Source organism: Thiobacillus thioparus DSM 505 (assembly GCF_000373385.1).
GTDB classification, from domain to species: Bacteria; Pseudomonadota; Gammaproteobacteria; order Burkholderiales; family Thiobacillaceae; genus Thiobacillus; species Thiobacillus thioparus.
In genome coordinates, this window is record NZ_KB891331.1 from 62,811 (window position 1) to 87,632 (window position 24,822).

Annotated in this window: 25 protein-coding genes; 15 read left to right on the forward strand and 10 right to left on the reverse strand. The window is 63.8% G+C overall.

Going from position 1 to position 24,822, the window contains the following annotated elements:
- The first annotated feature begins 28 nt into the window (after positions 1-28).
- The 9 genes from gcvH to B058_RS0113895 all read left to right on the forward strand — a co-directional run bounded on the left by gcvH (position 29) and on the right by B058_RS0113895 (position 8,121).
- Positions 29-418, forward strand: coding sequence for a glycine cleavage system protein GcvH (gene gcvH, locus B058_RS0113855; RefSeq protein WP_018509092.1), 390 nt, complete (start codon positions 29-31; stop codon positions 416-418).
- Between the two features lie 81 nt (positions 419-499).
- Positions 500-1,894, forward strand: coding sequence for an aminomethyl-transferring glycine dehydrogenase subunit GcvPA (gene gcvPA / locus B058_RS0113860; RefSeq protein WP_026240940.1), 1,395 nt, complete (start codon positions 500-502; stop codon positions 1,892-1,894).
- A 12-nt stretch (positions 1,895-1,906) separates the two neighbouring features.
- Entirely contained in the window at positions 1,907-2,191 is a 285-nt protein-coding gene (locus tag B058_RS0113865) for a DUF3144 domain-containing protein (protein ID WP_018509094.1), read from the forward strand.
- Between the two features lie 72 nt (positions 2,192-2,263).
- Positions 2,264-2,755, forward strand: a complete 492-nt coding sequence (gene tpx, locus B058_RS0113870) for a thiol peroxidase (RefSeq protein WP_018509095.1) — start codon at positions 2,264-2,266, stop codon at positions 2,753-2,755.
- 48 nt (positions 2,756-2,803) lie between these two features.
- The gene (gene gcvPB, locus B058_RS0113875; protein WP_018509096.1) at positions 2,804-4,267 is read left to right on the forward strand and encodes an aminomethyl-transferring glycine dehydrogenase subunit GcvPB; all 1,464 of its coding nucleotides are present in this window, start codon (positions 2,804-2,806) and stop codon (positions 4,265-4,267) included.
- Complete coding sequence (locus B058_RS0113880; RefSeq protein WP_018509097.1) at positions 4,264-4,641, forward strand: diacylglycerol kinase; 378 nt, start codon at positions 4,264-4,266, stop codon at positions 4,639-4,641. The genes gcvPB and B058_RS0113880 overlap by 4 nt, the downstream gene beginning before the upstream one ends.
- 164 nt (positions 4,642-4,805) lie before the next feature.
- Positions 4,806-6,257, forward strand: a complete 1,452-nt coding sequence (locus tag B058_RS0113885; protein ID WP_018509098.1) for a type IV pilus assembly protein FimV — start codon at positions 4,806-4,808, stop codon at positions 6,255-6,257.
- Positions 6,258-6,314: 57 nt separating this feature from the next.
- Complete coding sequence (locus tag B058_RS0113890; protein WP_026240941.1) at positions 6,315-7,565, forward strand: glycosyltransferase family 4 protein; 1,251 nt, start codon at positions 6,315-6,317, stop codon at positions 7,563-7,565.
- Between the two features lie 10 nt (positions 7,566-7,575).
- Positions 7,576-8,121 (forward strand): phosphatase PAP2 family protein, encoded by a 546-nt coding sequence (locus B058_RS0113895; protein ID WP_018509100.1) that lies wholly within the window; start codon positions 7,576-7,578, stop codon positions 8,119-8,121.
- Between the two features lie 17 nt (positions 8,122-8,138).
- Here B058_RS0113895 and B058_RS0113900 read toward each other — a convergent pair whose 3' ends face one another.
- The gene (locus B058_RS0113900; RefSeq protein WP_018509101.1) at positions 8,139-9,011 is read right to left on the reverse strand and encodes a zinc dependent phospholipase C family protein; all 873 of its coding nucleotides are present in this window, start codon (positions 9,009-9,011) and stop codon (positions 8,139-8,141) included.
- Positions 9,012-9,126: 115 nt separating this feature from the next.
- On the opposite strand from B058_RS0113900, the gene B058_RS0113905 reads away from it, so the two are divergent.
- From B058_RS0113905 to B058_RS17030, 4 genes are all read left to right on the forward strand, one after another.
- Positions 9,127-10,059: a carbohydrate kinase family protein gene (locus B058_RS0113905; RefSeq protein WP_026240942.1), complete on the forward strand. Its 933-nt coding sequence runs from the start codon at positions 9,127-9,129 to the stop codon at positions 10,057-10,059.
- A gap of 65 nt (positions 10,060-10,124) precedes the next feature.
- Entirely contained in the window at positions 10,125-10,589 is a 465-nt protein-coding gene (locus tag B058_RS0113910) for an outer membrane lipoprotein (RefSeq protein WP_018509103.1), read from the forward strand.
- A 130-nt stretch (positions 10,590-10,719) separates the two neighbouring features.
- Positions 10,720-11,469 (forward strand): GNAT family N-acetyltransferase, encoded by a 750-nt coding sequence (locus tag B058_RS0113915; protein WP_018509104.1) that lies wholly within the window; start codon positions 10,720-10,722, stop codon positions 11,467-11,469.
- Between the two features lie 16 nt (positions 11,470-11,485).
- Complete coding sequence (locus B058_RS17030; protein ID WP_018509105.1) at positions 11,486-12,295, forward strand: lysophospholipid acyltransferase family protein; 810 nt, start codon at positions 11,486-11,488, stop codon at positions 12,293-12,295.
- Here the strand turns inward: B058_RS17030 and B058_RS0113925 are convergent.
- The gene (locus B058_RS0113925; RefSeq protein WP_026240943.1) at positions 12,231-13,052 is read right to left on the reverse strand and encodes a symmetrical bis(5'-nucleosyl)-tetraphosphatase; all 822 of its coding nucleotides are present in this window, start codon (positions 13,050-13,052) and stop codon (positions 12,231-12,233) included. The genes B058_RS17030 and B058_RS0113925 overlap by 65 nt on opposite strands.
- 78 nt (positions 13,053-13,130) lie before the next feature.
- On the opposite strand from B058_RS0113925, the gene B058_RS0113930 reads away from it, so the two are divergent.
- Together B058_RS0113930 and B058_RS0113935 are read left to right on the forward strand one after the other, a co-directional pair.
- On the forward strand, positions 13,131-13,523 hold the full coding sequence (locus B058_RS0113930) for a glutaredoxin family protein (RefSeq protein WP_018509107.1): 393 nt from the start codon (positions 13,131-13,133) through the stop codon (positions 13,521-13,523).
- A complete protein-coding gene (locus tag B058_RS0113935; RefSeq protein ID WP_018509108.1) occupies positions 13,520-15,502 on the forward strand; it encodes a UvrD-helicase domain-containing protein in 1,983 nt (660 codons plus the stop codon). The genes B058_RS0113930 and B058_RS0113935 overlap by 4 nt, the downstream gene beginning before the upstream one ends.
- A gap of 84 nt (positions 15,503-15,586) precedes the next feature.
- Here the strand turns inward: B058_RS0113935 and fba are convergent, their stop codons facing one another.
- The 8 genes from fba to B058_RS0113975 form a co-directional block, all read right to left on the reverse strand.
- Positions 15,587-16,654, reverse strand: a complete 1,068-nt coding sequence (gene fba / locus B058_RS0113940; protein WP_018509109.1) for a class II fructose-bisphosphate aldolase — start codon at positions 16,652-16,654, stop codon at positions 15,587-15,589.
- Between the two features lie 45 nt (positions 16,655-16,699).
- Positions 16,700-18,133, reverse strand: a complete 1,434-nt coding sequence (gene pyk / locus B058_RS0113945) for a pyruvate kinase (RefSeq protein WP_018509110.1) — start codon at positions 18,131-18,133, stop codon at positions 16,700-16,702.
- Positions 18,134-18,221: 88 nt separating this feature from the next.
- Complete coding sequence (locus tag B058_RS0113950; RefSeq protein ID WP_018509111.1) at positions 18,222-19,403, reverse strand: phosphoglycerate kinase; 1,182 nt, start codon at positions 19,401-19,403, stop codon at positions 18,222-18,224.
- A 115-nt stretch (positions 19,404-19,518) separates the two neighbouring features.
- Positions 19,519-20,520, reverse strand: coding sequence for a type I glyceraldehyde-3-phosphate dehydrogenase (gene gap / locus B058_RS0113955; RefSeq protein WP_018509112.1), 1,002 nt, complete (start codon positions 20,518-20,520; stop codon positions 19,519-19,521).
- A gap of 124 nt (positions 20,521-20,644) precedes the next feature.
- On the reverse strand, positions 20,645-22,630 hold the full coding sequence (tkt, locus tag B058_RS0113960; protein WP_018509113.1) for a transketolase: 1,986 nt from the start codon (positions 22,628-22,630) through the stop codon (positions 20,645-20,647).
- 233 nt (positions 22,631-22,863) lie between these two features.
- On the reverse strand, positions 22,864-23,646 hold the full coding sequence (locus B058_RS0113965) for an inositol monophosphatase family protein (RefSeq protein WP_211208708.1): 783 nt from the start codon (positions 23,644-23,646) through the stop codon (positions 22,864-22,866).
- Positions 23,647-23,648: 2 nt separating this feature from the next.
- The gene (locus tag B058_RS0113970) at positions 23,649-24,263 is read right to left on the reverse strand and encodes a class I SAM-dependent methyltransferase (RefSeq protein WP_018509115.1); all 615 of its coding nucleotides are present in this window, start codon (positions 24,261-24,263) and stop codon (positions 23,649-23,651) included.
- Between the two features lies 1 nt (position 24,264).
- Positions 24,265-24,822 (reverse strand): thioredoxin family protein, encoded by a 558-nt coding sequence (locus tag B058_RS0113975; protein ID WP_018509116.1) that lies wholly within the window; start codon positions 24,820-24,822, stop codon positions 24,265-24,267.

Genomic DNA, 24,822 nt, shown 5'->3' on the forward strand with positions numbered 1-24,822 from the left:
TAAAACCATAATTTATTTGGAGTAAACCATGAGCATCCCCGCTGACCTCAAATACACCCCCAGCCACGAATGGGTGCGCGTCGAAGCCGACGGCACGTTGACCGTGGGCATCACCCATCACGCGCAGGATCTGCTCGGCGATATGGTTTTTATCGAAAATCCGGCTACCGGCCGCACGCTTGCCAAGGGTGAGGAATGCGCCGTGGTCGAGTCGGTCAAGGCCGCATCCGACGTCTACGCGCCCGTGGCCGGCGAAGTGATTGCTGCCAACGGCGACGTGGAATCCAGCCCCGAGTCCGTGAACAAGGACGCCTACAGTGCCTGGATGTTCAAACTCAAGCCCGCCAATGCCGGCGATGTCGCCGAACTGCTCGACGCCGCGGCTTACCAGAAGCTGGTCGAGTCCGAAGCCCACTGACTTTTTCTCCACGAAGAACACGAAGGACCATGAAATTTTCTTCGCGTGCTTCGTGCCCTTCGTGGACGAGGTTTTTAAGCCATGCCCTTCATCCCCCACACTGAAGAAGACGTTTCCACCATGCTCGGCGCCATCGGCGCCGCCAGCATCGAGGACTTGTTCGATGAAATCCCGCCCGCACTGAAGACCGGCAAGCTGAAGGCCGTACCCGACGGCCTGCCCGAAATGGCAGTAACGCGACTGATGCAGGAACGCGCGTCGCAGGACGGCTTCTGGTCCAATTTCATCGGCGCCGGCGTCTACGAGCACCACATTCCGGCAGCCATCTGGCAGATCACCACGCGCGGCGAGTTCTACTCCGCCTATACGCCCTACCAAGCCGAGGCAAGCCAGGGCACGCTGCAGCTGATCTACGAATACCAGACCATGATGACCCGGCTGACTGGACTCGACGTCTCGAACGCCTCGCTCTACGACGGCGCTTCGGCGCTCGCCGAGGCGGTGCTGATGGCGGTCCGCTCGCACAAAACCTCGCGCCGCGTGCTGGTGCCGAAGACTGTCCATCCGATCTACCGCCGCGTGGTTGACACCACCGTCAGGAACCAGGGCATCGAACTGGTCGAGCTCGACTACGACCTCGCCACCGGCCAGACCGTGCTGCCGGCCGATCCCGGCAGCTTCGCCGGCCTCGTCATTCCGCAACCCAACTTTTTTGGCGTGCTGGAAGACGTGCACGCGTTGACCGACTGGGCACACGACAAGGGCGCGCTGGCGATCGCGCTAATCAACCCGACCACGCTGGCGGTACTGGAAGCGCCCGGCAAATGGGGCACCAAGGGCGCCGACATTGCCGTGGGCGAAGGTCAGCCGCTGGGTGCGCCGATGGCTTCGGGCGGCCCCTATTTCGGCTTCATGTGCTGCCGCCAGGAGTTCGTGCGGCAGATGCCCGGGCGCATCGTCGGTCGCACCGTCGACCTCGACGGCAAGCCGGGTTTTGCGCTGACGCTGCAGGCCCGCGAGCAGCACATCCGCCGTTCCAAGGCCACCTCCAACATCTGTACCAACCAGGGCCTGGTGGTTACTGCGGCGACGCAATACATGTCGCTGCTGGGCCCGCAGGGTTTGGCGAAAGTCGCCGCCAACAGCCACGCCAATACCGTGGCGCTGGCCGACAAGCTGGCGGCGATTCCCGGCGTCACACGTGCATTCGCTTCGCCCTTCTTCCACGAGGTGGTGTTGAAGCTCAACGACAATACCCTGAAGGGCACAAGTGCGAAGGACGTGCTGCGTGCCCTGCGCGCGCAGGGCATCCTCGGCGGCCTGGACCTCTCCGGCTGGTATCCCGAACTCGGTCAGGCGATCCTGGTGTGCGTCACCGAAACCAAGACCGCCGCCGACATCGACCACTACGCGCAACAAATGGAACGTATCCTGTCGAAACGGCGCGAAGCCCCGCCGTGTGCGTACAAGAGCTAATTGGAGTCAAGCATGAGCGATGTACTGCGGGACAAGCAGTTCTGGGATATGACCGACTCGTTCATTCAACTGGCCAATACCCACCTGAACGAGGTGAAGCCCAGCCGGGTCAGCGCATGCGCGCTATTTGCAGCATCGAGATTCAACGCCTTCGTCATCACGGCGGCATCAGAGAGCAAGGAACAGCTGATCGCGGAAAAAGAGGCTGCGATCGCTTATTTTCTGGACCAATACGAAAAAATGCTGCGCGAAAATCTGGATGAGCATCTGGCGCGCTATGACCAGCACGGCAGTTAATTGGCAGGAAATGGATCGGGCGCTATCGTTCTAGTGCCCGGCATTTAATTGATTTATTCAAGGAGAGCAATCATGGCAGTGACTCTAGGCGGCAACCCCATCGACGTCGCAGGCAGTTTCCCCAAAGTCGGCGACACCGCGCCCGATTTCAAGCTGGTCAACAAGGATCTGGCCGACGTCTCGCTGGCCGATTTCGCCGGCAAGAAGAAAATCCTCAACATTGTGCCGAGCCTCGACACCCCGGTGTGCGCGACGTCGACCAAGAAATTCAACGACGCGGCCGTCGGCAATACCGCCGTGCTGATCATCTCGGCCGACCTGCCGTTCGCGATGAGCCGCTTCTGCGGCGCCGAAAGCACCAACAACGTGACCACGCTGTCGACCATGCGCGGCGCCGATTTCATGAAGAACTACGGCGTCGCCATCACCAGCGGCCCGCTTGCCGGCATCACCGCACGCGCGGTCGTTGTGCTGGATGAGAACAACAAGGTGCTCCACGCCGAACTCGTTCCCGAGATCAAGCAGGAGCCGAACTACGATGCCGCGCTGGCTGCACTGAAGTAAACGCAACCCTCCGCGGAGCCATGCCTCCGCGGACACCAGGTTTTGACCATGCTGATATTCGACCATTCCCGTTCCGGCCGCACCGCCGCCGCCCAGCTGCCGGCTGCCGGCGGCAGTCTCGACGACCTGCCTGCTGCGCTCCTCCGTAAGGACAGGCCTGCCCTGCCCGAAGTCTCCGAGCTCGATGTGGTGCGCCACTACACACGCCTGTCGCAAAAGAATTTCTCGATTGACACGCAGTTCTACCCGCTTGGCTCGTGCACCATGAAATACAACCCGCGCGCGTGCAATTCGCTGGCGATGCTACCGCAGTTCCTGGCGCGCCACCCGGCCAGCCCGGACGAGACCGGACAAGGTTTCCTGGCCAGCATGCACGAGCTGCAGGAAATGCTGAAGGACGTGACCGGCATGGCGGGCGTGTCGATGGCGCCGATGGCCGGCGCGCATGGCGAATTCGCCGGTGTCGCGATGATCCGTGCCTACCACGACGCGCGCGGCGACGCTGCGCGGCGCGAGATCATCGTGCCGGACGCGGCGCACGGCACCAACCCGGCCACCGCAACGATGTGCGGCTACACGGTCAAGGAAATCCCCACCGACGCCACCGGCAGCGTCGATCTGGTTGCACTCAAGGCCGCAGTCGGCCCGCAGACCGCGGGCCTGATGCTGACCAACCCGTCGACGCTCGGCGTGTTCGAGAAGACCATCGCCGACATCCAGAAGATCGTCCACGACGCCGGCGGCCTGCTGTATTACGACGGTGCCAACCTCAACGCCATCCTCGGCAAGGTACGCCCCGGCGACATGGGCTTTGACGTCATCCACATGAACCTGCACAAGACCTTCTCCACGCCGCACGGCGGCGGGGGGCCGGGTGCCGGGCCGGTGGGTGTATCGACGCGGCTACTGCCTTTCATGCCGATTCCGCTGGTACTGAACGAAAACGGCTTCTACCGGCTGGCGACCGAGGCCGACCTGCCGCAGTCGATCGGCCGCATGTCGGCCAACATGGGCAACGCCGGCGTGCTGATGCGCGCCTACATCTATGCGCGCCTGCTGGGACGCGAAGGCATGCACCGCGTCGCCGAATACGCCACGCTCAACGCCAACTACCTGATGGCCAAGCTGCGCGAAGCCGGCTTCGACCTGGCCTACCCCGAGCGCCGCGCCAGCCACGAGTTCATCGTCACGCTGAAAAAACTGAAGGACGCCACCGGCGTCTCGGCGATGGACTTCGCCAAGCGCCTGCTCGACTATGGCTACCACGCCCCGACGACTTATTTCCCGCTGCTGGTGCCGGAGTGCCTGCTGATCGAGCCGACCGAAACCGAAAGCCGCGAAACGCTCGACGGCTTCATCGAGGCGATGAAAGCGATCAAGCGGGAGGCCGAGACCACCCCGGATCTGGTGAAGGGCGCGCCCTACAGCCTGCCGGTGCGGCGGCTGGACGACGTCAAGGCCGCACGCGAGCTCGATCTGGCCTACAAACCTGTCGCCTCCGCCCAGGCATGACCCAACCCGTCAGCCCTTACAAGGGCAAGACCGGCCTGCGGCGCGTGCTGAACGCGGCGGGCTATTCGTGGGCCGGTCTCTCGGCCGCATTCCGGCACGAGGACGCATTCCGCCAGGAGGTGTTTCTCGCGCTGCTGCTGATTCCGCTCGCACTCTATCTGGGGGAGACCGGGATCAGCCGCGCACTGATGATCGGCGCAGTCCTTCTGGTACTGATCGTCGAACTGCTGAATTCCGCGCTCGAGGCGGCGGTGGACCGGATTTCCCTCGAACACCACCAACTCATCAAACGCGCCAAGGACATGGGCAGTGCAGCCGTGATGATCGCGCTGGCCAACGTAGTCGTCGTGTGGGCGCTTGTACTATTGGGTTGAGTGAACAACAAAAACCATGCCAATATGGCGCTGCACCCTAAAGTTGTGGCGTTCTTAGCCGGAATAGAGGTGTACACCCCTTATCGTTTTCCGACTGTGTGAACTTCAAAACTGTTTGCCTTCTTCTGAGTCTGTGCCAGGCCGGCTCCGCCGCAGCCTTGGGCATGGGTGATATCGCTGTACATTCGCAGCTGGGCCGATCCCTGAACGCGACCGTCACCCTGCTCGGCGCGACCGCCGACACGATGGCGGATTGTTTCAGCCTCGGCACCAGCGCAAACAACATCGCACCGCCGCTCCGCGCAAAACTGAGTATCGAACGGGCTGGGGATCAGACACGCCTGCTCATCCGTACGTCCTACCCGGTGAACGATCCGATCGTACAGTTCGTGCTGGTTTCGGACTGCGAGGTGCGCTTGCAACGCGAGTATGTCGTGTTGCTCGACCCACCTGTGGCGACGGAAGCCCCTCTCAATGAGAATGCCCCCGCTGCAAGCGCGCAAACCGGACCGGCACCCGCCGCCGCCCCACCCCATCCCGTTTCACCTCGGCGCGCCCATCGACCTTCCCATCGCGCAGCCGCATCCATCGCACGGCCGCCGAACGCGGCTGCGCGGACACCGACCCCGCCCCGGGTGCATGCCGCGCCGAAGGAAAGCGTCCCACGCTTGGTTCTGTCCGGAAAGCACGAGCTATCCAGCCAGAACGATCCGGTGGCGCTGCGTCTCGACACACGCCTACCTGACCTGACGCAGCCGCGCCCCGATGGGCTGACCGCCACCGAACTGTCCGATGAAAACACGGCGCTGGGCCGCAAACTTGCGCACCTGGAGGCCCAACTCGCCGCGCTGCAGCGACGCAATGCCGAACTCGAAGCCGCACGACATGCCACCCTCACGGCGACACTTGCGCCTGCCGCTCCCTCGCAACCCGTCCAGTGGCCGTTATATCTGCTGGCGATGGCGATCGTGGCCAGCTTGATTGCGCTGGCCACCTGGCTGCTGCGCCGCAACCGCTCCCTCCGGCCCACGCTTGGCAACACGCCCTGGACGCAAACAGGAATGCCGGAGAAAACGCTGTCCGAATTGAGCGCCGACATGCCGGCTGACCCGCCGTCCGTCTCCCCGCGCATGCCTGAAATCGCTCCGCCCCAGCAAATCAGCGGCACTGAGGTCAAGGAAGATGTTCTCGACCAGGCCGAGGTGTTCATGGCCTTCGGGCATGGCGACCTGGCCATCCACCTGCTGCAGGAACATCTGCGTGCTACGCCGACCGAGTCGCCGATACCCTGGCTGCTGCTGCTCGATCTGTTGCACCGCGAAGGCGATACCGCCGGCTATGCGGCCGCCAGCGCCGAATGCCGCCGCTATTTCAACGTCAATCTCACCGACCATCCGATTTCCCAGGACAACGAAGTCGGCCAGGGGTTGGAAGCCTATCCTCACCTGCTGGAACAGTTGGTGAAGGTATGGAATACCCCGGATATCGAGGCCTTCTTCCACGATCTAATTTACGACAACCGGGGCGGCACGCGCATAGGTTTCGAGCCGGGCGCCTACCGCGACATCCTGCTGCTGCGCTCGATCGCGCAGGACGCATTGCCGCTCGCGGCCTGAGTAACCACTTCACCAAACCATCACTTCGGCGTCATCTGTTTGTCGCATGGCAGGGGCATGCTGCGCCCTATGGATGCCGCCGAATTCACCTGCCAGACGCTTCCGTCCATGCGCCCGCAGTTGCGCATTGCGGTGGTGACCGAAACCTATCCGCCCGAAGTCAACGGCGTGGCCATGACGCTGGGCCGACTGGTCGACGGCCTGCAGGTGCGCAACCATCAGGTGCAGCTGATCCGTCCGCGCCAGCATTCGGACGACCAGCCGCAGCCCACCGCCACCCTCAGCGAACACCTGCAACGCGGCATAGCGCTGCCGCGCTACGAAGGCCTGAAGATGGGCCTGCCGGCGAAAGCCGCGCTGACCCGGTTGTGGGCCCGGCAGCGCCCGGACGTGGTACAGATCGCCACCGAAGGCCCGCTCGGCTGGTCGGCCCTGGCTGCCGCCAACAAACTGCGCCTGCCGGTGGCGAGCGACTTCCACACCAATTTCCACAGCTACAGCAGCCACTACGGCTTCGGCTTGCTGCGCCGCGCGATCGTCGCCTATCTGCGCAAATTCCATAACAAGGCCGCCGTCACGCTGGTGCCGACCGAGGGCATCCGCCGCGAACTGTTGGCGCATGGCTATGAGAACATCGAGATCATCGGACGCGGGGTGGATACGCAGCTGTTCCACCCCGGTCGCCGCGATGCGGCCTTGCGCGCGCAGTGGGGCGTGGGCGAATACGAGACTGCGGTGCTGTACGTAGGTCGCCTGGCGGCCGAGAAGAACCTGTCTCTGGTGTTCAGCGCCTTCGATGCCATGCATCAGGCACGCCCGGCCACCCGCCTGGTGCTAGTGGGTGACGGCCCGGAACGCGCCGGCTGGCAGGCCAAACGTCCCGATGCGATATTCTGCGGCACCCAGGTCGGCGAGGCGTTGGCCGCGCATTACGCCTCGGGCGACGTGTTCCTGTTTCCCAGCCTGACCGAGACCTGGGGCAACGTGACAATCGAGGCGATGGCCTCCGGTCTCGCAGTGGTGGCCTACGATTGCGCGGCTGCCGAGGAAATCATTCGGCACGACGAAAACGGCCTCAAGGTAGCGCCCGAGGATCAGGCGGCGTTCATTGCCCAGGCGGTATCGCTGGTCTCCGATGTCGCACGGCAACGCCGCCTGGGCACTGCCGCCGCCGCGCGTGCCGCCCAATTGTCGTGGGATGCCATCATCGATAGTTTCGAGCGGGTGCTGCTGCGTCTCGCCCACCCCGAACCCGCGACCGAACCCCAGTTGGATTGGCCTGCCGCCGCCCCGACGGTCCGTTCATGAGGAACCCGCCATGCAAAATCGTCTGAGTCTGGTTGCCCACCACGGCCTAGATCGACTGGCCGCACGCGAACATGCCTGGCTGGAGCGCCTCAACGGCGTGCGCCTGCCCGGCTGGGAGGTCGGGCTGCTGCGACTCGCCAGCCGGCTCGGAGACGGCGTGTTCTGGTATGCGCTGATGCTGGCGTTGATCGCGTGGAACGGATGGGACGCCCTGCCGGCCGTGCTCCACATGATCGCGGCGGGCCTCGTCGGCACGCTCGTCTACAAATGGCTGAAGGGCGCCACCGAACGTCCGCGTCCCTATCAGGCCTGTCCATCGATCTGCTGCCTGACCGCGCCGCTCGACCGCTTCAGCTTTCCCTCCGGCCACACCCTGCATGCGGTGGTCTTCAGCGCGGTCGCTACCGCCTATTATCCGGCACTGGGCTGGCTGGTATGGCCGTTCACGGCGCTGGTTGCGCTGTCACGGCTGGTCCTGGGACTGCACTACGTGAGCGATGTCCTGGTAGGTGCGCTGCTCGGCGGCACGATTGCCGCCCTCTCGCTGGCGTTCTAGACACCCAATCACAGCCCTCAGGCTGCGTTGCGGAAACGCGACTGCACTTCGGCTTCGAATAGATCCCCCGGCAGCGGCAACCGGCATGCCACCAGTTCCGGCGCGTGCGCGGCGATACGTTCGCGTGCCACCGCCACTGGCGGACAATCCGGCAACCAGGCGGGCGCCTCGCCGGCCAGCACCCGGTTCATCTGCGGCAACCGGGCCGTCACTTCCTCGATGTAGTAATCGAAACGCGCCGCAAGCTTGCGATCCAGCACGCATCCCACGCCATGCAGCGCATGGGGCAGGCGGCTCTGCCGCAACAGGCGTTCTGCGCCCGACAGCTGGCGGATCGCACGGCGACTGACAGCAGGCGAGCAATCGAAGTTGCGCGCCACATAGTCAACCAGCCAGTCATCAGGTTTCAGCAAGGGCGCGGCGGATGGTTTGAACAGATGCTGCCCGATGTGGCGGTCCATCGCCCATTCCGCCGCAGCGTGCGTCAGCATCGGCACGTTCCACCACAGATGCTCGTGCGCGGGCACGAAGTGATTGTGCGCAATGATGTCAACCCACAGATGGCTCATCGCACCGACCGCGCAGGCCCGCGACTCGTCGTCGCGCGCCGCATCCAACAGCGCATGGGCGGTCTCCCAGTGGTGGCTTGCATCGAATGCCCGGGTGCCTGCCGTGGTACCCATCAGTGCCAGATCGGGCAGGCAGGCGCCGGCCATCAGGCGCTGCGGAAACCGCCGTACCGCGCGGCGCAGCATGGGATCGGCCAGCGGTATGGCCCAGACGAACAGTTGCGCAAAATACACATGGGTCGTCAGTCCCCATGCCAACGCATCGGCGGCAAACAGGCTTGCCGGAATCGACCACCAGAGAGCGAGGCGCTGTGCATACATGCGCGCAGCATGGCCGCGCTGCGTGAACCTGCGCTGTCAGGTGCATGAATCTTCCGTGAATCCCGGCCAACCGGCTGCGTATAATCCGGGCTGTCGTTTTCATCCCACACCCATCATGCGCACCCTCATCTGCGGTTCCCTCGCCTTCGATTCCATCATGGTGTTCCAGGACCACTTCAAGCACCACATCCTGCCCGACAAGATCCACATGCTGAACGTGTCGTTCCTGGTGCCGGAGATGCGCCGCGAGTATGGCGGCTGCGCCGGCAATATCGCTTACAACCTGAAATTGCTGGGCGGCGAGCCGCTGATCATGGCGACCGTCGGCGACGACTTCGCCGCCTATGCCGAACGCCTCGACGCCTTGGCGATCCCACGCGACTACATCCACCATGTCGCCGGCACCTACACCGCCCAGGCTTTCATCACCACCGACCTCGACGACAACCAGATCACCGCCTTCCATCCCGGGGCGATGAACTACTCGCACGAGAACGACGTACGCCAGGTACCGGACGTCAAGCTGGGCATCGTCGCCCCGGATGGGCGAGACGGCATGCTGCGCCACGTGCGCGGTTTCCACGAGGCCAACGTGCCGTGCGTGTTCGATCCGGGCCAGGGCATGCCGCTGTTTTCCGGCGATGAATTGCTGGAATGCGTGCATAAATCCAGCTACGTCATCCTCAATGATTACGAAGCCGAGCTGCTACAGAGCCGCACCGGGGAAAACCTGGCCACGCTTGCACGCCACGTCGAGGCGCTGATCGTGACGCGCGGCGGCGAAGGTTCGGTGATCCACACGGCTGCCGGACAGATCGACATTCCTGCCGTGCGGCCGGCAGCCATCCTCGATCCCACCGGCTGCGGCGATGCCTACCGCAGCGGCATTCTGTACGGCATCACCCACGGACTCGACTGGGAAACCTCCGGCCAACTGGCGAGCGTAATGGGCGCGATCAAGATCGAGCACCGCGGTGGCCAGAACCACGCGCCAAGCCGGCAGGAAATCGCCGGGCGGTTCAAGATCGCGTTCGGCAAAACGCTCTGAACCACGCCGAAAATCGACGGTCACACCGCCTATAGTGAAACGTGTGCAACTACAGGACCCGCATCATGAAGAACACCCCAACCATCGTTGCCGTAACCCTGATGACAACCAGCTTGGCTTTACTTGGCGGCTGCGCCAGCGGCGTTGGCGGCAAGGACTACAGCCGCGACCAGACCCGGGCCGTCCAGGAGGTCCAGATGGGCGTGGTGGAATCGGTGCGTGAGGTGAATATCGAAGGTACCAAGACGCCGATTGGGGCCGGCGCTGGCGCCGTCGTCGGCGGCGTGGCCGGCAGCACGGTGGGCGGCGGCAGAGGCAGCGTGGTCGGCGCGGCGGTCGGCGCGGTACTGGGGGGACTGGGGGGCGCAGCCGCGGAAGAGGCAACCACTCGCCAGAAAGGCGTGGAAATCACGGTCAAGCTCGATTCGGGGCGGATGCTCGCCATCACCCAGGCTGCGGATGAGGAATTCCGGGTAGGCGATCGCGTACGGGTATTGTCGGGCGGGGGGGCGACACGCGTATCGCATTGAAGCCGGAACAGCCCGGTCTTCTTCGGGGGTATTCCCATGATTCGCAGGTCATCGTTCCGAAACCTGAACGTCACGTCGGGTTAACACCCGATCTCTAAGCTGGGCGCATTTCATCAATGGGAGTGCCCCCATGCTCGACGTTCTCAGCACCCAACCATCCCTCTCTGCCAGCCGCTACCACGTCTCGCTGGCGGTGGACGACAACGAAATCCGCGAAGCGCAGCGCCTGCGTTACAAGGTGTTTGCCGAGGAGATGGGGGCGCGTCTGTCCTCCGTTCTGCCGGGGCACGATATCGATCTGTACGATCCCTTCTGCGACCATCTGCTGGTACGCGATCTGGCCAGCGGCGAAGTCGTGGGCACCTATCGCATCCTGCCGCCCGACGCCGCCAAGCGCGTCGGCAGCTATTACTCCGAACAGGAATTCGACCTGACCCGGCTGCAATTCCTGCGCCCGCGCATGGCCGAACTGGGACGTTCGTGCGTGCATCCGGTGCACCGCAGCGGCGCCGTCATCGCCCGTCTGTGGATGGGGCTGGCCGACTACATGACGCGTTATGGCTACGAATACATCGTCGGCTGCGCCAGCATCGGCATGGCGGACGGCGGCCATGTCGCGGCCAGCGTGTACCGCCAGATCATCCAGCGCCATCTCGCGCCGGTCGAATGGCGCGCCACACCGCGCTACCGCCTGCCCGTCGAATCACTCGACGAAGGCCAGACCGCAACGCTGCCGCCGCTGATCAAGGGCTACACCCGGCTCGGCGCGATGGTATGCGGCGAACCGGCGTGGGATCCCGATTTCAACACCGCCGATCTCCTGATGCTGCTGCCGCTGGCGCAGCTCAACCGCAACTATGCCCGCCGTCTCATCGGATGAGTCTTACAATGAACGGGTGAGCCTTGCCTATTTCCCCCCTTCTCTGCGCCGCGTCCTCCGCATCAGCCTGCTGGCCCTGCACCTGGTCTGGGGCGTCATCCTTGCAGGGCTGATTTTCCCCCTGCTCAACCCTGCACAGCGAGACCGCCGCATCATGGCCTGGGCCCGCCGCCTGCTCCGTGTACTTGGCGTACGGCTGAAGGCGGATGTCGCGCCGCGCCTGCCTGGCGGCGCACTACTGGTATGCAATCACGTGTCGTGGCTGGATATCTACCTGATCTATGCGGCCCAGCGGGTGCACTTCGTCTCCAAGGCCGAAGTGCGCAACTGGCCGGTGGCAGGCTGGCTGGCACACAAGACCGGCACGCTGTTCATCGAACGCGGCCGCCGTGCCGACACGGCGCGCATCAACACCGAAATGCGGGCGCTGATGCAGTCCGGCGCCTGGGTCGCCGTGTTTCCCGAAGGCACCACCGGCGACGGGAAAGGGCTGCGGCGCTTCATGCCGTCGCTGCTGCAGCCGGCGGTCGAGCTGAATTGCCCGATCGTGCCGGCGGCCCTGCGCTACCGCACGCTGGACGGCGAATACAGCGCTGCACCCGCCTACATCGACGACCTCAGCATGTGGCAAAGCCTGAAGCAGATCGTCAGCGAGCCCGGCCTCATCGCCGAACTGCATGTCGGCGAGCCCATCCTGCCCAACGGCCACCGGCGCGAACTGGCGGCGCAGGCGGAAGCCGCCACCGCCAGGCTGTTGGGCCTCAGGATTTCGGAAGCCGAATCTGCGGGCACTGTACCGCATACACCTGCCGGTCCTCCAGCCTGACGGCGGTCAATCTGCCGCCCCACAGACAACCCGTATCCAGCGCGATCAGGTTGCCGCGGTTGATCAGCCCAAGCGTCGACCAGTGACCGATGACGAGGGTCGCCTCGGCGCTCCGGCGTCCCGGCACCTCGAACCACGGCAGCCAGCCGGCCGGCTGTGTGCCCGGCGCGCCCCTGTGGTGGAATTCCATCTCGCCCGCCGCCGAACAGTAACGCAGCCGGGTGAAGGCGTTGACGATCACCCGCAGGCGCTCGACCCCATGCAGCGCCGCATCCCACGCCACCGGCGCATTGCCGTACATCTGCGCGAAGAATTCCCGGTAATGCGGGCTTTGTAGCGCAGCTTCCGCCTCCGCGGCATGCTGCATCGTGTCGTCCACCGTCCAGGCCGGCAGCACGCCCGCGTGCACCATGAGGAACTCGCCATCGCGCCAGGCCAGTTTCTGCTGCCGCAGCCAATGCAGCAGTTCGTCGCGATCAGGCGCATCGAGGATCCCGTCGAGCGTATCGCCCTTGTGCACCCGCCCGAAGCCTTCGGCAAGCGCCAGCAAGTGCAAATCGTGGTTGCCGAGCACACTGATGGCGGCATCCCCCAGTTCCCTGACGGTCCGCAACACCGCCAGCGAATCCGGTCCGCGATTGACCAGATCGCCGACAAGCCACAGCCGGTCGGCGCCCGGGTCGAATCGGATCGCATCCAATAAACGCAGCAGGGACGTGTGACACCCCTGAAGATCGCCAATGGCATAGATAGACATATAAAATACGGCTTCTTTGTGTGCTGTGCTGACCTGCATCATAGCGCGCCCGCCCGAACCTCTTGTGACGCCTGCGCCATGAAACCCCTGATCCGCCTGTTTTTCCGTACCCTGCGCCTCATCCTCGCCCCCTTCATGCTGCTGGGCTACTGGCTGACGCGCCCGAAGGGCATCGTGCGTCCCGCTGCCGCGCAAGCAGTCGTCGACGCGCGCACGCGCAAGCTGGCGCTGTACCATTACCCCACCTGCCCGTTCTGCCTGAAGACCCGGCGCACGATGCAGCGCCTGTCGCTCAACATCGAGTTGCGCGATGCCCAGCACGACGCAACGCACCGCGCTGCGCTGATCGCCGGCGGCGGCAAGCCGCAGGTGCCGTGCCTTTTGATCACCGACGATCAGGGCAAGCAGACCTGGCTGTATGAATCGGACGCCATCAATGCCCGGCTGAACCGCGAATTCGGCGCGGCATGAGTCTGCTCGCCGCATTGAATCCGCCGCAACGCGAGGCGGCGAAATACCTCGACGGCCCCTTGCTCGTGCTGGCTGGCGCCGGTTCGGGCAAGACGCGCGTCATCACCCACAAGATCGCCTACCTGATCGGCGAATGCGGCTACAAGCCGGCCTCAATCGCCGCGATCACCTTCACCAACAAGGCGGCGCGCGAGATGCAGGACCGCGCCGCCAAGCTCACGCAGGGCGTCAACACCAAAGGCCTGATCGTCACCACCTTCCACTCGATGGGCCTCAGGATGCTGCGCGAGGACGCGAAATTCGCCGAACTGAAACCGGCGTTTTCCATCCTCGATTCGGCCGACGCCGCGGGCATCGTCTCGGAAATCCTCAAGACCACCGACAAGCAGGAAATCCGCCGCGCGGTGTCACGCATCTCGCTGTGGAAGAACGAACTGAAGTCGCCCGCCGCCGCGCTCGCCACGGCCGAGGACGACAACGCGCGTGCCTACGCCAAGATCTACGACCGCTACGACGCCACCCTGCGCGCGTATCAGGCGGTCGACTTCGACGACCTGATCCGCCTGCCTGCAGAACTGCTCGACACCCACGCCGAACTACGCGAGAAATGGCAGAACCGCCTGCGCCACATCCTGGTCGACGAATACCAGGACACCAACGTCGCGCAGTACCGTCTGCTGCAGAAGCTCACCGGCGTGCGCGCCGCGTTCACCGCGGTCGGCGACGACGACCAGGCGATCTACGGCTGGCGCGGCGCCTCGGCCGACAACCTGCGCCAGCTGAACGAGGACTACCCGCACCTGCACGTGGTCAAGCTGGAGCAGAATTACCGTTCGAGCGTGCGCATCCTGAAGGCCGCCAACAGCCTCATCGCCAACAACCCCAAGCTGTTCGAGAAGCGCCTGTGGAGCGACCTCGGCCTCGGCGACGCGATCCAGGTGATGCCGACGAAGGACGACGAGCACGAAGCCGAATCGGTAGTGATGCGGCTCTTGTCGCACAAGTTCCAGCACCGCACCGAATGGCGCGACTACGCCATCCTGTACCGCGGCAACTACCAGGCGCGCATCTTCGAGCAGGCGCTGCGCAACGAAAAGGTGCCGTACCAGCTGTCGGGCGGGCAGTCGTTCTTCGACCGCGCCGAGATCAAGGATGTGATTTCCTACCTGCGCCTGATCGCCAACAGCGACGACGATCCCGCCTTCATCCGCGCGGTCACCACACCCAAGCGCGGCATCGGCGCGGCCACGCTGGAAAAGCTCGGCCAGGTCGCCGCCACCCTGCACGTGAGCCTGTTCGAGGCGGTGTTCTCGGCAGCCGCCATGTCCCAGATCGGCGAGCGCCAGCTGGCGCCGCTGGTCGAGTTCTGCAACTTCATCAACCGCATGGAGGAGCGCGTGCCGCGCGAGCCGGCCGGCGAACTGCTGAACGACCTCCTGAAAACGATCGACTACGAGGTGTATCTCTTCGACCAGGACGACCAGCGCGCGGCGCAGAACAAGTGGAACAACGTGCTCGAGTTCGCCGCCTGGATCGCCAAGAAGGGCGAGGAAGACGAGAAGGATCTGCTTCAGCTCACGCAGACCATCGCGCTGATCACCCTGCTGGAAGGCCGCGAGGAGGAAGAGCCCGATGCCGTGCGGCTGTCCACGCTGCACGCCGCCAAGGGACTGGAGTTCGGTCACGTGTTCCTGGTTGGCGTCGAGGAGAACATCCTGCCGCACCGCGACGCGGTCGACGAAGGCCGTCTGGAAGAGGAGCGCCGCCTGATGTACGTCGGCGTCACCCGCGCGAAGAAGTCGCTCACGCTGTCCTACTGCAGTCGCCGCAAGCGCGCCCGCGAAACGGTAGCCTGCGATCCGTCGCGCTTCATTGACGAGCTCGGCGACGATGTCCGCCAGCCGGAAAAACCCTCCAGTGCCGATGCCAAGGCGAGCGGCAGTGACCGTCTGGCGGCGTTGAAGGCCATGCTCGGCTGACGCCGGCCTGACGGCGTTGCCACTTGTCAGGAAACAAAAAAGGGACACCACGGCGTCCCTTTTTTGATTACTGCAATCCGGTGATCAGTTGACCTTGGGATCCAGTTCGCCCTTGTCGTAGCGCTTCTGCATTTCTTCCAGGTTGAAAACCTTCTTGATCTTGCTGGCCTGGCCGGCGGCGCCGAAGGCTTCGTAGCGCGCCTTGCAGATGTCGCTCATGCCCTTGGTGGCTTCCTTGAGGAATTTGCGCGGGTCGAAGTTCGACTTGTTTTCGGCCAGGTGCTTGCGGATCGCGCCGGTGGAGGCCATGCGCAGGTCGGTGTCGATGTTGACCTTGCGCACGCCGTTCTTGATGCCTTCGACGATTTCGCTGACCGGCACGCCGTAGGTCTGGCCCATGTCGCCGCCGTAGCTGTTGATGATGGCGAGCCAGTCTTCCGGCACCGAGGAGGAGCCGTGCATCACCAGGTGCACGTTGGGAATGCGGGCGTGGATTTCCTTCACGCGGTCGATGCGCAGCACCTTGCCAGTGGGTTTCTGGGTGAACTTGTAGGCACCGTGCGAGGTGCCGATAGCGATCGCCAGGGCATCGACCTTGGTCTTGGACACGAAGTCGGCAGCTTCGTCGGGATCGGTCAGCAGGGCGGAATGGTCCAGCACGCCTTCGGCGCCGTGGCCGTCTTCCTCACCGGCCTTGCCGGTCTCGAGCGAGCCCAGGCAGCCCAGTTCACCTTCAACGGACACGCCGCATGCATGCGCCAGCTCGGACACCTTGGCGGTGGTGGCGACGTTGTATTCGTAGGTGGACGGGGTCTTGCCGTCGGTACCGAGCGAGCCGTCCATCATCACCGAGCTGAAGCCGGACTGGATGGAGCGGAAGCAGATGGCGGGCGACGCGCCGTGGTCCTGGTGCATGCAGATGGGAATCTGTGGGTACATTTCGATCGCGGCCAGGATCAGGTGGCGCAGGAAGGGCTCGCCAGCATAGGAACGGGCACCGGCGGAACCTTGCAGGATCACCGGCGAATCCACTGCGGCGGCGGCCTGCATGATGGCATGGACCTGTTCCATGTTGTTGACGTTGAACGCAGGCAGGCCATAGCCGTTTTCGGCGGCATGGTCGAGCAATTGACGAAGGGAAATCAGGGCCATTTACAGTCTCCTAGGTTAAAAATGTGCAGCAAGCTGTTTTCAAAATCAGGATTTTTTCGATCCGCCCACGCGGACGATTTTCATGGTGTTGGTGCCGCCCGACTGGCCGATGGGTTCACCGATGGTCAGCAGGATCAGGTCGCCGTCACGTACCGCGCCACGCCGCCGCAACTCTTCCTCGGCTTCGGCCAGCAACGCATCGCGCTCCTTGCTGGCGGTTTTCAGGTTGATCGGATAGACGCCGCGGAATAGAGTGACTTTTCTACGGGTTTCGACCTGCGGTGTCAAGGCATAGATCGGCACCCGGGTGGACAGACGGCTCATCCACAGACAGGTGTTGCCCGACTCGGTCAGGGCGGCGATCGCCTTGATGTTGAGGTGGACCGACGTGAACACGGCCGACATGGCGATCGCCTCGTCGGCACGCAGGAAGCTGTGGTCGAGCCGCTCCTTGGTGAATCCGGGTTCGGCTTCCTTTTCCGCTTCCAGGCAGACGCGGTCCATGGCCTGCACCGCTTCGACCGGGAACTGGCCCGCCGCCGTTTCGGCCGACAGCATCACCGCGTCGGTACCGTCGAGCACGGCGTTGGCGACGTCGGACACCTCGGCACGGGTCGGGATCGGGCTGGAGATCATCGACTCCATCATCTGCGTGGCGGTGATGACCACCTTGTTGCGTTCGATCGCCATGCGGATCATGCGCTTCTGCAGCGCAGGCACCGCCGCGTCGCCGACTTCCACGCCGAGATCGCCGCGCGCCACCATGATGGCGTCGGAGGCCTCGAGAATCTCTTCCAGATTCTCGATCGCTTCGGTCCGCTCGATCTTGGCCACCAGCTGGCTCTTGCCGCCGGCCGCACGCAGCAGTTCGCGCGCCTGGCGCATGTCGGCGCCGGAACGCGGGAACGACACCGCCAGGTAATCCGCCTTCAGTGCAGCGGCAGTCTTGATGTCTTCGATGTCCTTCTCGGTCAGCGCCGAGGCCGACAAGCCGCCTCCCTTGCGGTTGATGCCTTTGTTGTTCGACAGCACCCCGCCCTGCACCACCTTGCAGATGATCTCCGCGCCCTGGACGTCCTCGACCCAGAACTCGATGCGGCCGTCGTCCAGCAGCAGGGTCACGCCCCGCTTCACGTCATTCGGCAATTCCTTGTAGTCGAGGCCGACGCGGGTCTGGTCGCCCAGCGCGCAGGCGGCATCGAGGATGAAGGTATCGCCCTTGGCCAGCGTGATCTTGCTGTCCTTGAACTTGCCGATGCGGATTTTCGGGCCTTGCAGGTCGACCAGCACGCCGACCGCGCGGCCGCGTGTGCGTGCCAGCGACCGCACCAGTTCGGCACGGTCGATATGGTCTTGCGCAACGCCATGTGAGAAGTTGAGGCGCACCACGTCCAGGCCGGCCTCCATCATGCGATCCAGGGTTTTGGGATCGGAACAGGCGGGGCCGAGGGTGGCGACGATTTTGGTTCTGCGAATCATATGTGGGTGAGCAGTGAGCGGTAAGCAGCAAGCGGTACAGAAACAAAAAACGGTGAGCGTAGTCCGCTCACCGTTTGCCGTTTGCTCCTTAGCCTTTCGCGCGTTCCTCCAGGATCGCCACGGCGGGCAGCACTTTACCCTCCAGGTATTCGAGGAAGGCGCCGCCGGCGGTGGAAATGTAGCTCACCTTGTCGTAGATGTCGTACTTCTGGATCGCGGCGATGGTGTCGCCGCCGCCGGCCAGGGTGAAGGCATTGGTGTTGGCGATCGCCATGGCGATGGTCTTGGTGCCTTCGCCGAACTGGTCGAACTCGAACACGCCGACCGGGCCGTTCCACACTACGGTGCCGGCCTTCATGATGATGTCGGCGAGTTGCTGCGCGCTCTTCGGGCCGATGTCGAAAATCATGTCGTCATCGGCGACGTCGCCGGCGTCCTTCAGCACGGCAGGCTCGTTGGCGTCGAATTTCTTGCCGCACACCACATCGACGGCGATGGGAATGGTTGCGCCACGGGCGGTCATCTTCTCGATCAGCGCCTGCGCGGTGGGAACCAGGTCGTCCTCGCACAGCGACTTGCCGACGTTATGGCCGGTGGCCTTGAGGAAGGTGTTGGCGATGCCGCCGCCGACCACCAGCTGTTCGCATTTCTCGGCCAGCGCCTCCAGCACGGTCAGCTTGGTGGAAACCTTGGAGCCGCCGACGATGGCGACCATCGGGCGCGCCGGGTTGGCCAGCGCCTTGTCGAGCGCGTCGAGTTCTTCGGTCAGCAGGATGCCGGCCGCAGCGGTCGGCGCGAACTTGGCGATGCCGTGGGTCGAGGCTTCGGCACGGTGGGCAGTACCGAAGGCGTCCATCACGAACACATCACACAGGGCGGCGTATTTCTTCGCGGTCTCGTCGACGTTTTTCTTCTCGCCCTTGTTGACGCGGCAGTTTTCCAGCACCACCAGTTCGCCGTCGGCGACGTCAAAGCCGCCGTTGGTCCACTCGCGAACCAGGCGCACATTCTTGCCGAGCTTCTGTGCGATCACGTCGACCACGGGTTTGAGCGAATCCTCTTCCTTGAACTCGCCTTCGGTCGGACGGCCGAGGTGGGAGGTGACCATCACCTTGGCACCGGACTTGAGGCAGTGCTCGATGGTGCGCATCGACGCGGTGATGCGGGCGTCGGAGGTGACCTTGCCGTCCTTGACGGGCACGTTCATGTCGGCGCGGATGAAGACGCGCTTGCCTGCCAGATCGAGATCGGTGACGCGGATGAATGCCATAGCTAGTTTCTCCAGAAAATTAAGCGGTAAGGGTTGGGCAGCGTGCCGCCCAGGCCTTACAGCTCAGTCGGGTGAGCAGTAAGCGGAATCCGCTGGCTGCTCACCGTTTACCGAATTACTTCGCGACGTGTTGCACGAAGCGCAGCATGTTGCAGGTGTAGCCGTACTCGTTGTCGTACCAGGACACGACCTTGACGAAGGTGTCGTCCAGGGCGATACCGGCTTCGGCGTCAAAGATGGAGGAGAAGCCGTTGCCGCGGAAGTCGGTCGAAACGACCTTCTCATCGGTGTAGCCCAGCGTCTTGCTGATGTCGCCGGACTGCGAGGCCTTCTTCATCGCGGCACAGATGTCGGCGTACTTGGCGGGCTTTTCCAGCTCGACGGTCAGGTCAACGACCGACACGTCGGAGGTGGGAACGCGGAACGCCATACCGGTCAGCTTGCCCTTCAGTTCCGGCAGTACCACGCCGACAGCCTTGGCGGCGCCGGTCGAGGACGGGATGATGTTTTCCAGGATGCCGCGGCCGCCGCGCCAGTCTTTTGACGACGGGCCGTCGACGGTTTTCTGGGTGGCGGTGGCAGCGTGCACGGTGCTCATCAGGCCGCGCTTGATGCCCCAGTTGTCGTTCAGCACCTTGGCGATCGGCGCCAGGCAGTTGGTGGTGCACGAAGCGGCCGAGACGATAGCTTCGCCCTTGTATTTCTCGTGGTTCACGCCGTACACGAACATCGGGGTGTCGTCCTTCGAGGGGGCCGATTGCACGACTTTCTTGGCGCCCGCGTCGATGTGCTTCTGGCAGGTTTCCTTGGTCAGGAAGAAGCCGGTGCACTCGATCACGATGTCGGCGCCCACTTCGTTCCATTTCAGATTGCTCGGCTCGCGCTCGGCGGTCAGGCGGATCTTCTTGCCGTTGACGATGAGGTTGTTGCCTTCAACGGCGATGTCGCCTTTGAAGTTGCCATGCACGGAATCGTACTTCAACATGTAAGCTAGGTACTCGGGATCGAGCAGGTCGTTGATCGCGACCACTTCGATATCCTTGAAATCCTTGGCGATTGCGCGGAAAGCCATGCGGCCGATGCGGCCAAAACCGTTGATGCCAACTTTGATTGCCATGAGTCAGTCTCCAGTGAGTTGAAAATCTTTTAGGATTTAGAAACCGGGAGTCGGGGTGAGGGGGAGCGGGCTGAGACCGCACTTCCCCTTCATTCCTGGCCCCTTGGTTCCTCGTCCCTTATATTTACAGAACGCCCTTGACCGCGGCCGCGACGGCCTCGGCGGTGATGCCAAACTCCTTGAACAATGCCGGAGCCGGGGCGGATTCGCCGAAGCGGTCGATGCCGATGACCGCGCCTTCGAGGCCCACGTACTTGCGCCAGAAGTCGGTGACGCCGGCTTCGACGGCGACACGCGGCAGGCCCTTGGGCAGCACGCTGGCCTTGTAGGCGGCGTCCTGCTTGTCGAAGGTGTTGGTCGAGGGCATCGAGACCACACGTACCGCGATGCCTTCGGCAGCCAGCGCTTCCTGTGCCTTGACGGCCAGTTCGACTTCGGAACCGGTGGCGATGATGACGGCCTTGGCACCCACGGCATCCTTCAGCACGTAACCGCCCTTGGCGATGTTGGCCAGCGTCGTGTCGTCGCGTTTCATGAACGGCAGATTCTGACGCGACAGGATGTGGCAGGTGGGGCCGTCGCGGCGTTCGACCGAGGCCGCCCAGCCGACCATCGTTTCCACGGTGTCGCACGGACGCCAGACGTCGATATTGGGGATCATGCGCAGGGTGGCGGTCTGCTCGACCGGCTGGTGGGTCGGACCGTCTTCGCCGAGGCCGATGGAGTCGTGCGTGAACACGTGGATCACGCGCTGCTTCATCAGCGCGGCCATGCGGATGGCGTTGCGCGAGTATTCGGAGAACATCAGGAAGGTACCGCCGAAGGGCAAGAGGCCACCATGCAGCGCCATGCCATTCATGATCGCGGCCATGCCGAATTCACGCACGCCGTAGCTGATGTAGTTGCCGGGGTTGCCGTGGCGCACCGGGTGGCAGCCTTCCCAGTTGGTCAGGTTGGAACCGGTGAGGTCGGCCGAACCGCCGAGGAACTCGGGCAGCGCAGGGGCCAGCGCGTTGATCGCGATCTGGCTGGCCTTGCGGGTGGCGACGGTCTCGCCCTTGGCGTTGATTGCAGCCAGCTTCTCGGCGACATGCGCCTTCCAGTTGGCAGGCAGATCGCCCTTCATGCGGCGCTCGAACTCGGCGGCCTCGGCTGGATAGGCCTTCTTGTACTCGGCGAACTTGTTGTTCCACAGCGTCTCAAGGCCCTGGCCCTTGGTCTTGGCGTCCCAGCCGGCGTAGATGTCGGCGGGGACTTCGAACGCGGGGTGGTTCCAGCCCATGTTCTTGCGGGTGGCTTCGACTTCGTCGTGGCCCAGCGCAGCGCCGTGCACGTCGTGGGTGCCGGCCTTGTTGGGTGAGCCCTTGCCGATGACGGTCTTGCAGCAGATCAGCGTGGGCTTGTCGGTGCTGGCCTTGGCTTTCTGGATGGCGGCTTCGAGGGCGACCACGTCATGGCCGTCGACATTCGGCACCACGTTCCAGCCGTAGGCTTCGAAGCGCTTGGCGGTGTCGTCGGTGTACCAGTTCTCGATATGACCGTCGATCGAGATGCCGTTGTCGTCCCAGAAGGCGACCAGCTTGTTCAGCTTCCAGGTGCCGGCCAGCGCGCAGGCTTCGTGCGAGATGCCCTCCATCATGCAGCCGTCGCCCATGAACACGTAGGTGTGGTGGTCGACGATGGTGTGGTCGGGCTTGTTGAATTCGGCGGCGAGAATCTTTTCCGCCATCGCCATGCCGACGGCATTGGTGATGCCCTGGCCGAGCGGGCCGGTAGTGGTTTCAATACCCGGCGCGTAGCCATACTCGGGGTGGCCCGGGGTCTTGGAATGCAGTTGACGGAACTGCTTGAGATCGTCCACCGACAGGTCGTAGCCGGTCAGATGCAACAAGGCATAGATCAGCATCGAGCCATGGCCGTTCGACAGCACGAAGCGGTCGCGGTCGGCCCACTTGGGGTTGGTGGGGTTATGGCGCATGTGGTGGTTCCACAGCGTTTCAGCGATTTCCGCCATGCCCATGGGGGCGCCGGGGTGGCCGGATTTGGCTTTTTCGACGGCATCCATCGCAAGCGCGCGGATGGCATTGGCCAGGTCATTACGGGTTGGCATTGCGTTCCCTTCTGCTAAGTAAAAAACGGTCGCATCCCCACCCGGGAAAGCCGCGCACAGACAGCTTGGGCAGAATATGCAAAAACCTTGATTATCCGTCAGCAGGGCAGGCTTCCGCAAGCCGAGCCAAAACCGGACAAAATAGATGCCGCGACAAGGACTTAAGCCGACAAGCTCAAGCCATGGCTCATAAATGAGACCCTAAAATCTTTTTATTTACCCGATGCGCCGGCTTATGCGCCTGCCGCCTTCAGCCAGTCGCGCCACAACTCGAACAGTTCGGGGCTGGCCGAGGCGACGACGGAACGCTCCCACACATTGGCGATGTCGAAACTGCCCGACAGGCTGGCCAGCCGTCCGCCCGCCTCCTCCAGAATCAGCGCGCCGGCGGCGTAATCCCATAATTTCTGCCCGCCATGGACATAGATGTCGAAGCGGCCGGCAGCCGTGTAGCACCAATCCAGGGTGGACGCGCCGAAATTGCGCTGCGAGGCATAGGGCGGCCACGAAGCCAGGCGGCCGGCCAGTTCGCGATCGATGCGCTTCATCTCGACGCCGGCAAGCGCGCGGCGTAACTCCGTGGCAGGTGCCCGCAGGGGCAAGGGGGTCCCGTTGAGATGAGCACCGTGCCCGCGTTCGGCGCTGAACATCTCGTCGGCTACCGGGTCGTATACCACGCCAAGCTGGCGCTCGCCCTTGTAGAGATAGGCCACCGACACGGCGAAATAGGGCACGCCGGCGACGAAGTTGGACGTGCCGTCGATCGGGTCGACGCACCACAATCCGTCGCGGCCGGCCTCCCAGGCATCGTGCTGCTGCCGCTCGGTCATCTCTTCGCCCAGCACCGGCACGTTGCGGATCCGGGGCAGCGCTTCTTCCAATGCGGCCTGGGTCGCCGCATCGGCCTCGGTAAAGAGGCTGCCGTCGAGCTTGTGGCTATGCGCCACCTTGAGGAAGCGCGGCGTCACTTCACGCCGCGCCACCTCGCGGACCAGCGCCTCGACCTGTTCAAGCATGGTCAGATCCGCACGCAATAACAGTAGACAAATTCCTGCTCCTTGCCCGCCGGCGTGTGATGGATTTCGGTTTCGTGCCCAAGCAGGCGAAATGGCGCGCCGAATTCGGCGTGCAGCGAGTCGGGGGCATAGCGCACCACGTCCAGCCCAGAACATTGCAGCGGCCCGCCGGGGCCGAATGCGGCCACGACGACATGCCCGCCCGGTTTTACACTGGCCAGAACCTGCGCCACATAGCGCGCACGATCCGCGGGATCGGTCAGGAAATGGAACACGGCCCGGTCGTGCCAGACGTCGTAGCGTGCCGCCGGCAATTCGGCCCGGGTGATATCCGCGACGATCCACTGCACTGACTGCGCGCGCGCGCCAAGCCGCGCGCGACTGGCTTCCAGCGCCGATTCGGCGAGGTCGAGCACGGTCAGGTTGCGGTAGCCGGCATCGAGCAGGTCGTCCACCAGGACCGACGCACCGCCGCCGACGTCGATGATGTGCGCATCCTTGCCGGCGTTGGCTTCGATCAAACGAAGCGACGACGCGGCATGCGGCTGGAACCAGCCGACCTGGTCCGCCGTCTTGCCGCGATACACGTTTTCCCAATGCTGCCGACGGTCAGCCATGTCACGCCTCCTTCCATTTGATCGAACAGCCCATGCTGGGAATCTGCTCTGCAGGTCCATGCTGGGTCGCCGCGATGGCCTTCATCGCCTCGAACAGGTCGCGCCGTACGCCCTCGGGCGCGGTCTCCTTGCGCGATTCGTCGAAGCGGCCGCGATACTGCAGTTCGAAATTACGGTTGAAGCCGAAAAAATCGGGGGTGCATACGGCCCCATAGGCTTTTGCCACGTCCTGGGCTTCATCGATCACGTAAGGGAACGGAAAACCGAATTCGGCGGCCACCTTTTTCATATTGTCGAACGAATCCTCGGCGTACTCGGTCGGATCGTTCGACATGATGGCGATGGCCTGGATGCCATGCGCCTTGAGCTCGGCCAGATCGCGCACCAGGCGCGGGCGGATCGCCTTCACATACGGGCAATGGTTGCAGATGAACATCACCAGCAAGCCGTTCTGGCCCATCGCGTCGCGCAGCGTCCATATCCTGCCGTCGATGCCGGGCAGGCTGAAACCGGGGGCCTTCCAGCCAAAGTCGCATACCGGGGTGGTGAGGGAAACCAT

Bases quoted from the DNA above. Each gene is read 5' to 3' on its own strand.
- B058_RS0113865 (WP_018509094.1), top strand. From the start codon at position 1,907: ATGAGCGATGTACTGCGGGACAAGCAGTTCTGGGATATGACCGACTCG.
- gcvH (WP_018509092.1), top strand. From the start codon at position 29: ATGAGCATCCCCGCTGACCTCAAATACACCCCCAGCCACGAATGGGTG.
- B058_RS0113900 (WP_018509101.1), bottom strand. From the start codon at position 9,011: ATGTATGCACAGCGCCTCGCTCTCTGGTGGTCGATTCCGGCAAGCCTG.
- B058_RS0113905 (WP_026240942.1), top strand. From the start codon at position 9,127: ATGCGCACCCTCATCTGCGGTTCCCTCGCCTTCGATTCCATCATGGTG.
- B058_RS0113935 (WP_018509108.1), top strand. From the start codon at position 13,520: ATGAGTCTGCTCGCCGCATTGAATCCGCCGCAACGCGAGGCGGCGAAA.
- B058_RS0113880 (WP_018509097.1), top strand. From the start codon at position 4,264: ATGACCCAACCCGTCAGCCCTTACAAGGGCAAGACCGGCCTGCGGCGC.
- B058_RS0113925 (WP_026240943.1), bottom strand. From the start codon at position 13,052: ATGTCTATCTATGCCATTGGCGATCTTCAGGGGTGTCACACGTCCCTG.
- fba (WP_018509109.1), bottom strand. From the start codon at position 16,654: ATGGCCCTGATTTCCCTTCGTCAATTGCTCGACCATGCCGCCGAAAAC.
- gcvPB (WP_018509096.1), top strand. From the start codon at position 2,804: ATGCTGATATTCGACCATTCCCGTTCCGGCCGCACCGCCGCCGCCCAG.
- pyk (WP_018509110.1), bottom strand. From the start codon at position 18,133: ATGATTCGCAGAACCAAAATCGTCGCCACCCTCGGCCCCGCCTGTTCC.
- B058_RS0113895 (WP_018509100.1), top strand. From the start codon at position 7,576: ATGCAAAATCGTCTGAGTCTGGTTGCCCACCACGGCCTAGATCGACTG.
- B058_RS0113910 (WP_018509103.1), top strand. From the start codon at position 10,125: ATGAAGAACACCCCAACCATCGTTGCCGTAACCCTGATGACAACCAGC.
- B058_RS0113930 (WP_018509107.1), top strand. From the start codon at position 13,131: ATGAAACCCCTGATCCGCCTGTTTTTCCGTACCCTGCGCCTCATCCTC.
- B058_RS0113970 (WP_018509115.1), bottom strand. From the start codon at position 24,263: ATGGCTGACCGTCGGCAGCATTGGGAAAACGTGTATCGCGGCAAGACG.
- B058_RS0113885 (WP_018509098.1), top strand. From the start codon at position 4,806: ATGGGTGATATCGCTGTACATTCGCAGCTGGGCCGATCCCTGAACGCG.
- tpx (WP_018509095.1), top strand. From the start codon at position 2,264: ATGGCAGTGACTCTAGGCGGCAACCCCATCGACGTCGCAGGCAGTTTC.
- B058_RS0113890 (WP_026240941.1), top strand. From the start codon at position 6,315: ATGCTGCGCCCTATGGATGCCGCCGAATTCACCTGCCAGACGCTTCCG.
- B058_RS0113915 (WP_018509104.1), top strand. From the start codon at position 10,720: ATGCTCGACGTTCTCAGCACCCAACCATCCCTCTCTGCCAGCCGCTAC.
- B058_RS0113950 (WP_018509111.1), bottom strand. From the start codon at position 19,403: ATGGCATTCATCCGCGTCACCGATCTCGATCTGGCAGGCAAGCGCGTC.
- gap (WP_018509112.1), bottom strand. From the start codon at position 20,520: ATGGCAATCAAAGTTGGCATCAACGGTTTTGGCCGCATCGGCCGCATG.
- tkt (WP_018509113.1), bottom strand. From the start codon at position 22,630: ATGCCAACCCGTAATGACCTGGCCAATGCCATCCGCGCGCTTGCGATG.
- gcvPA (WP_026240940.1), top strand. From the start codon at position 500: ATGCCCTTCATCCCCCACACTGAAGAAGACGTTTCCACCATGCTCGGC.
- B058_RS0113975 (WP_018509116.1), bottom strand. From the start codon at position 24,822: ATGGTTTCCCTCACCACCCCGGTATGCGACTTTGGCTGGAAGGCCCCC.
- B058_RS0113965 (WP_211208708.1), bottom strand. From the start codon at position 23,646: ATGCTTGAACAGGTCGAGGCGCTGGTCCGCGAGGTGGCGCGGCGTGAA.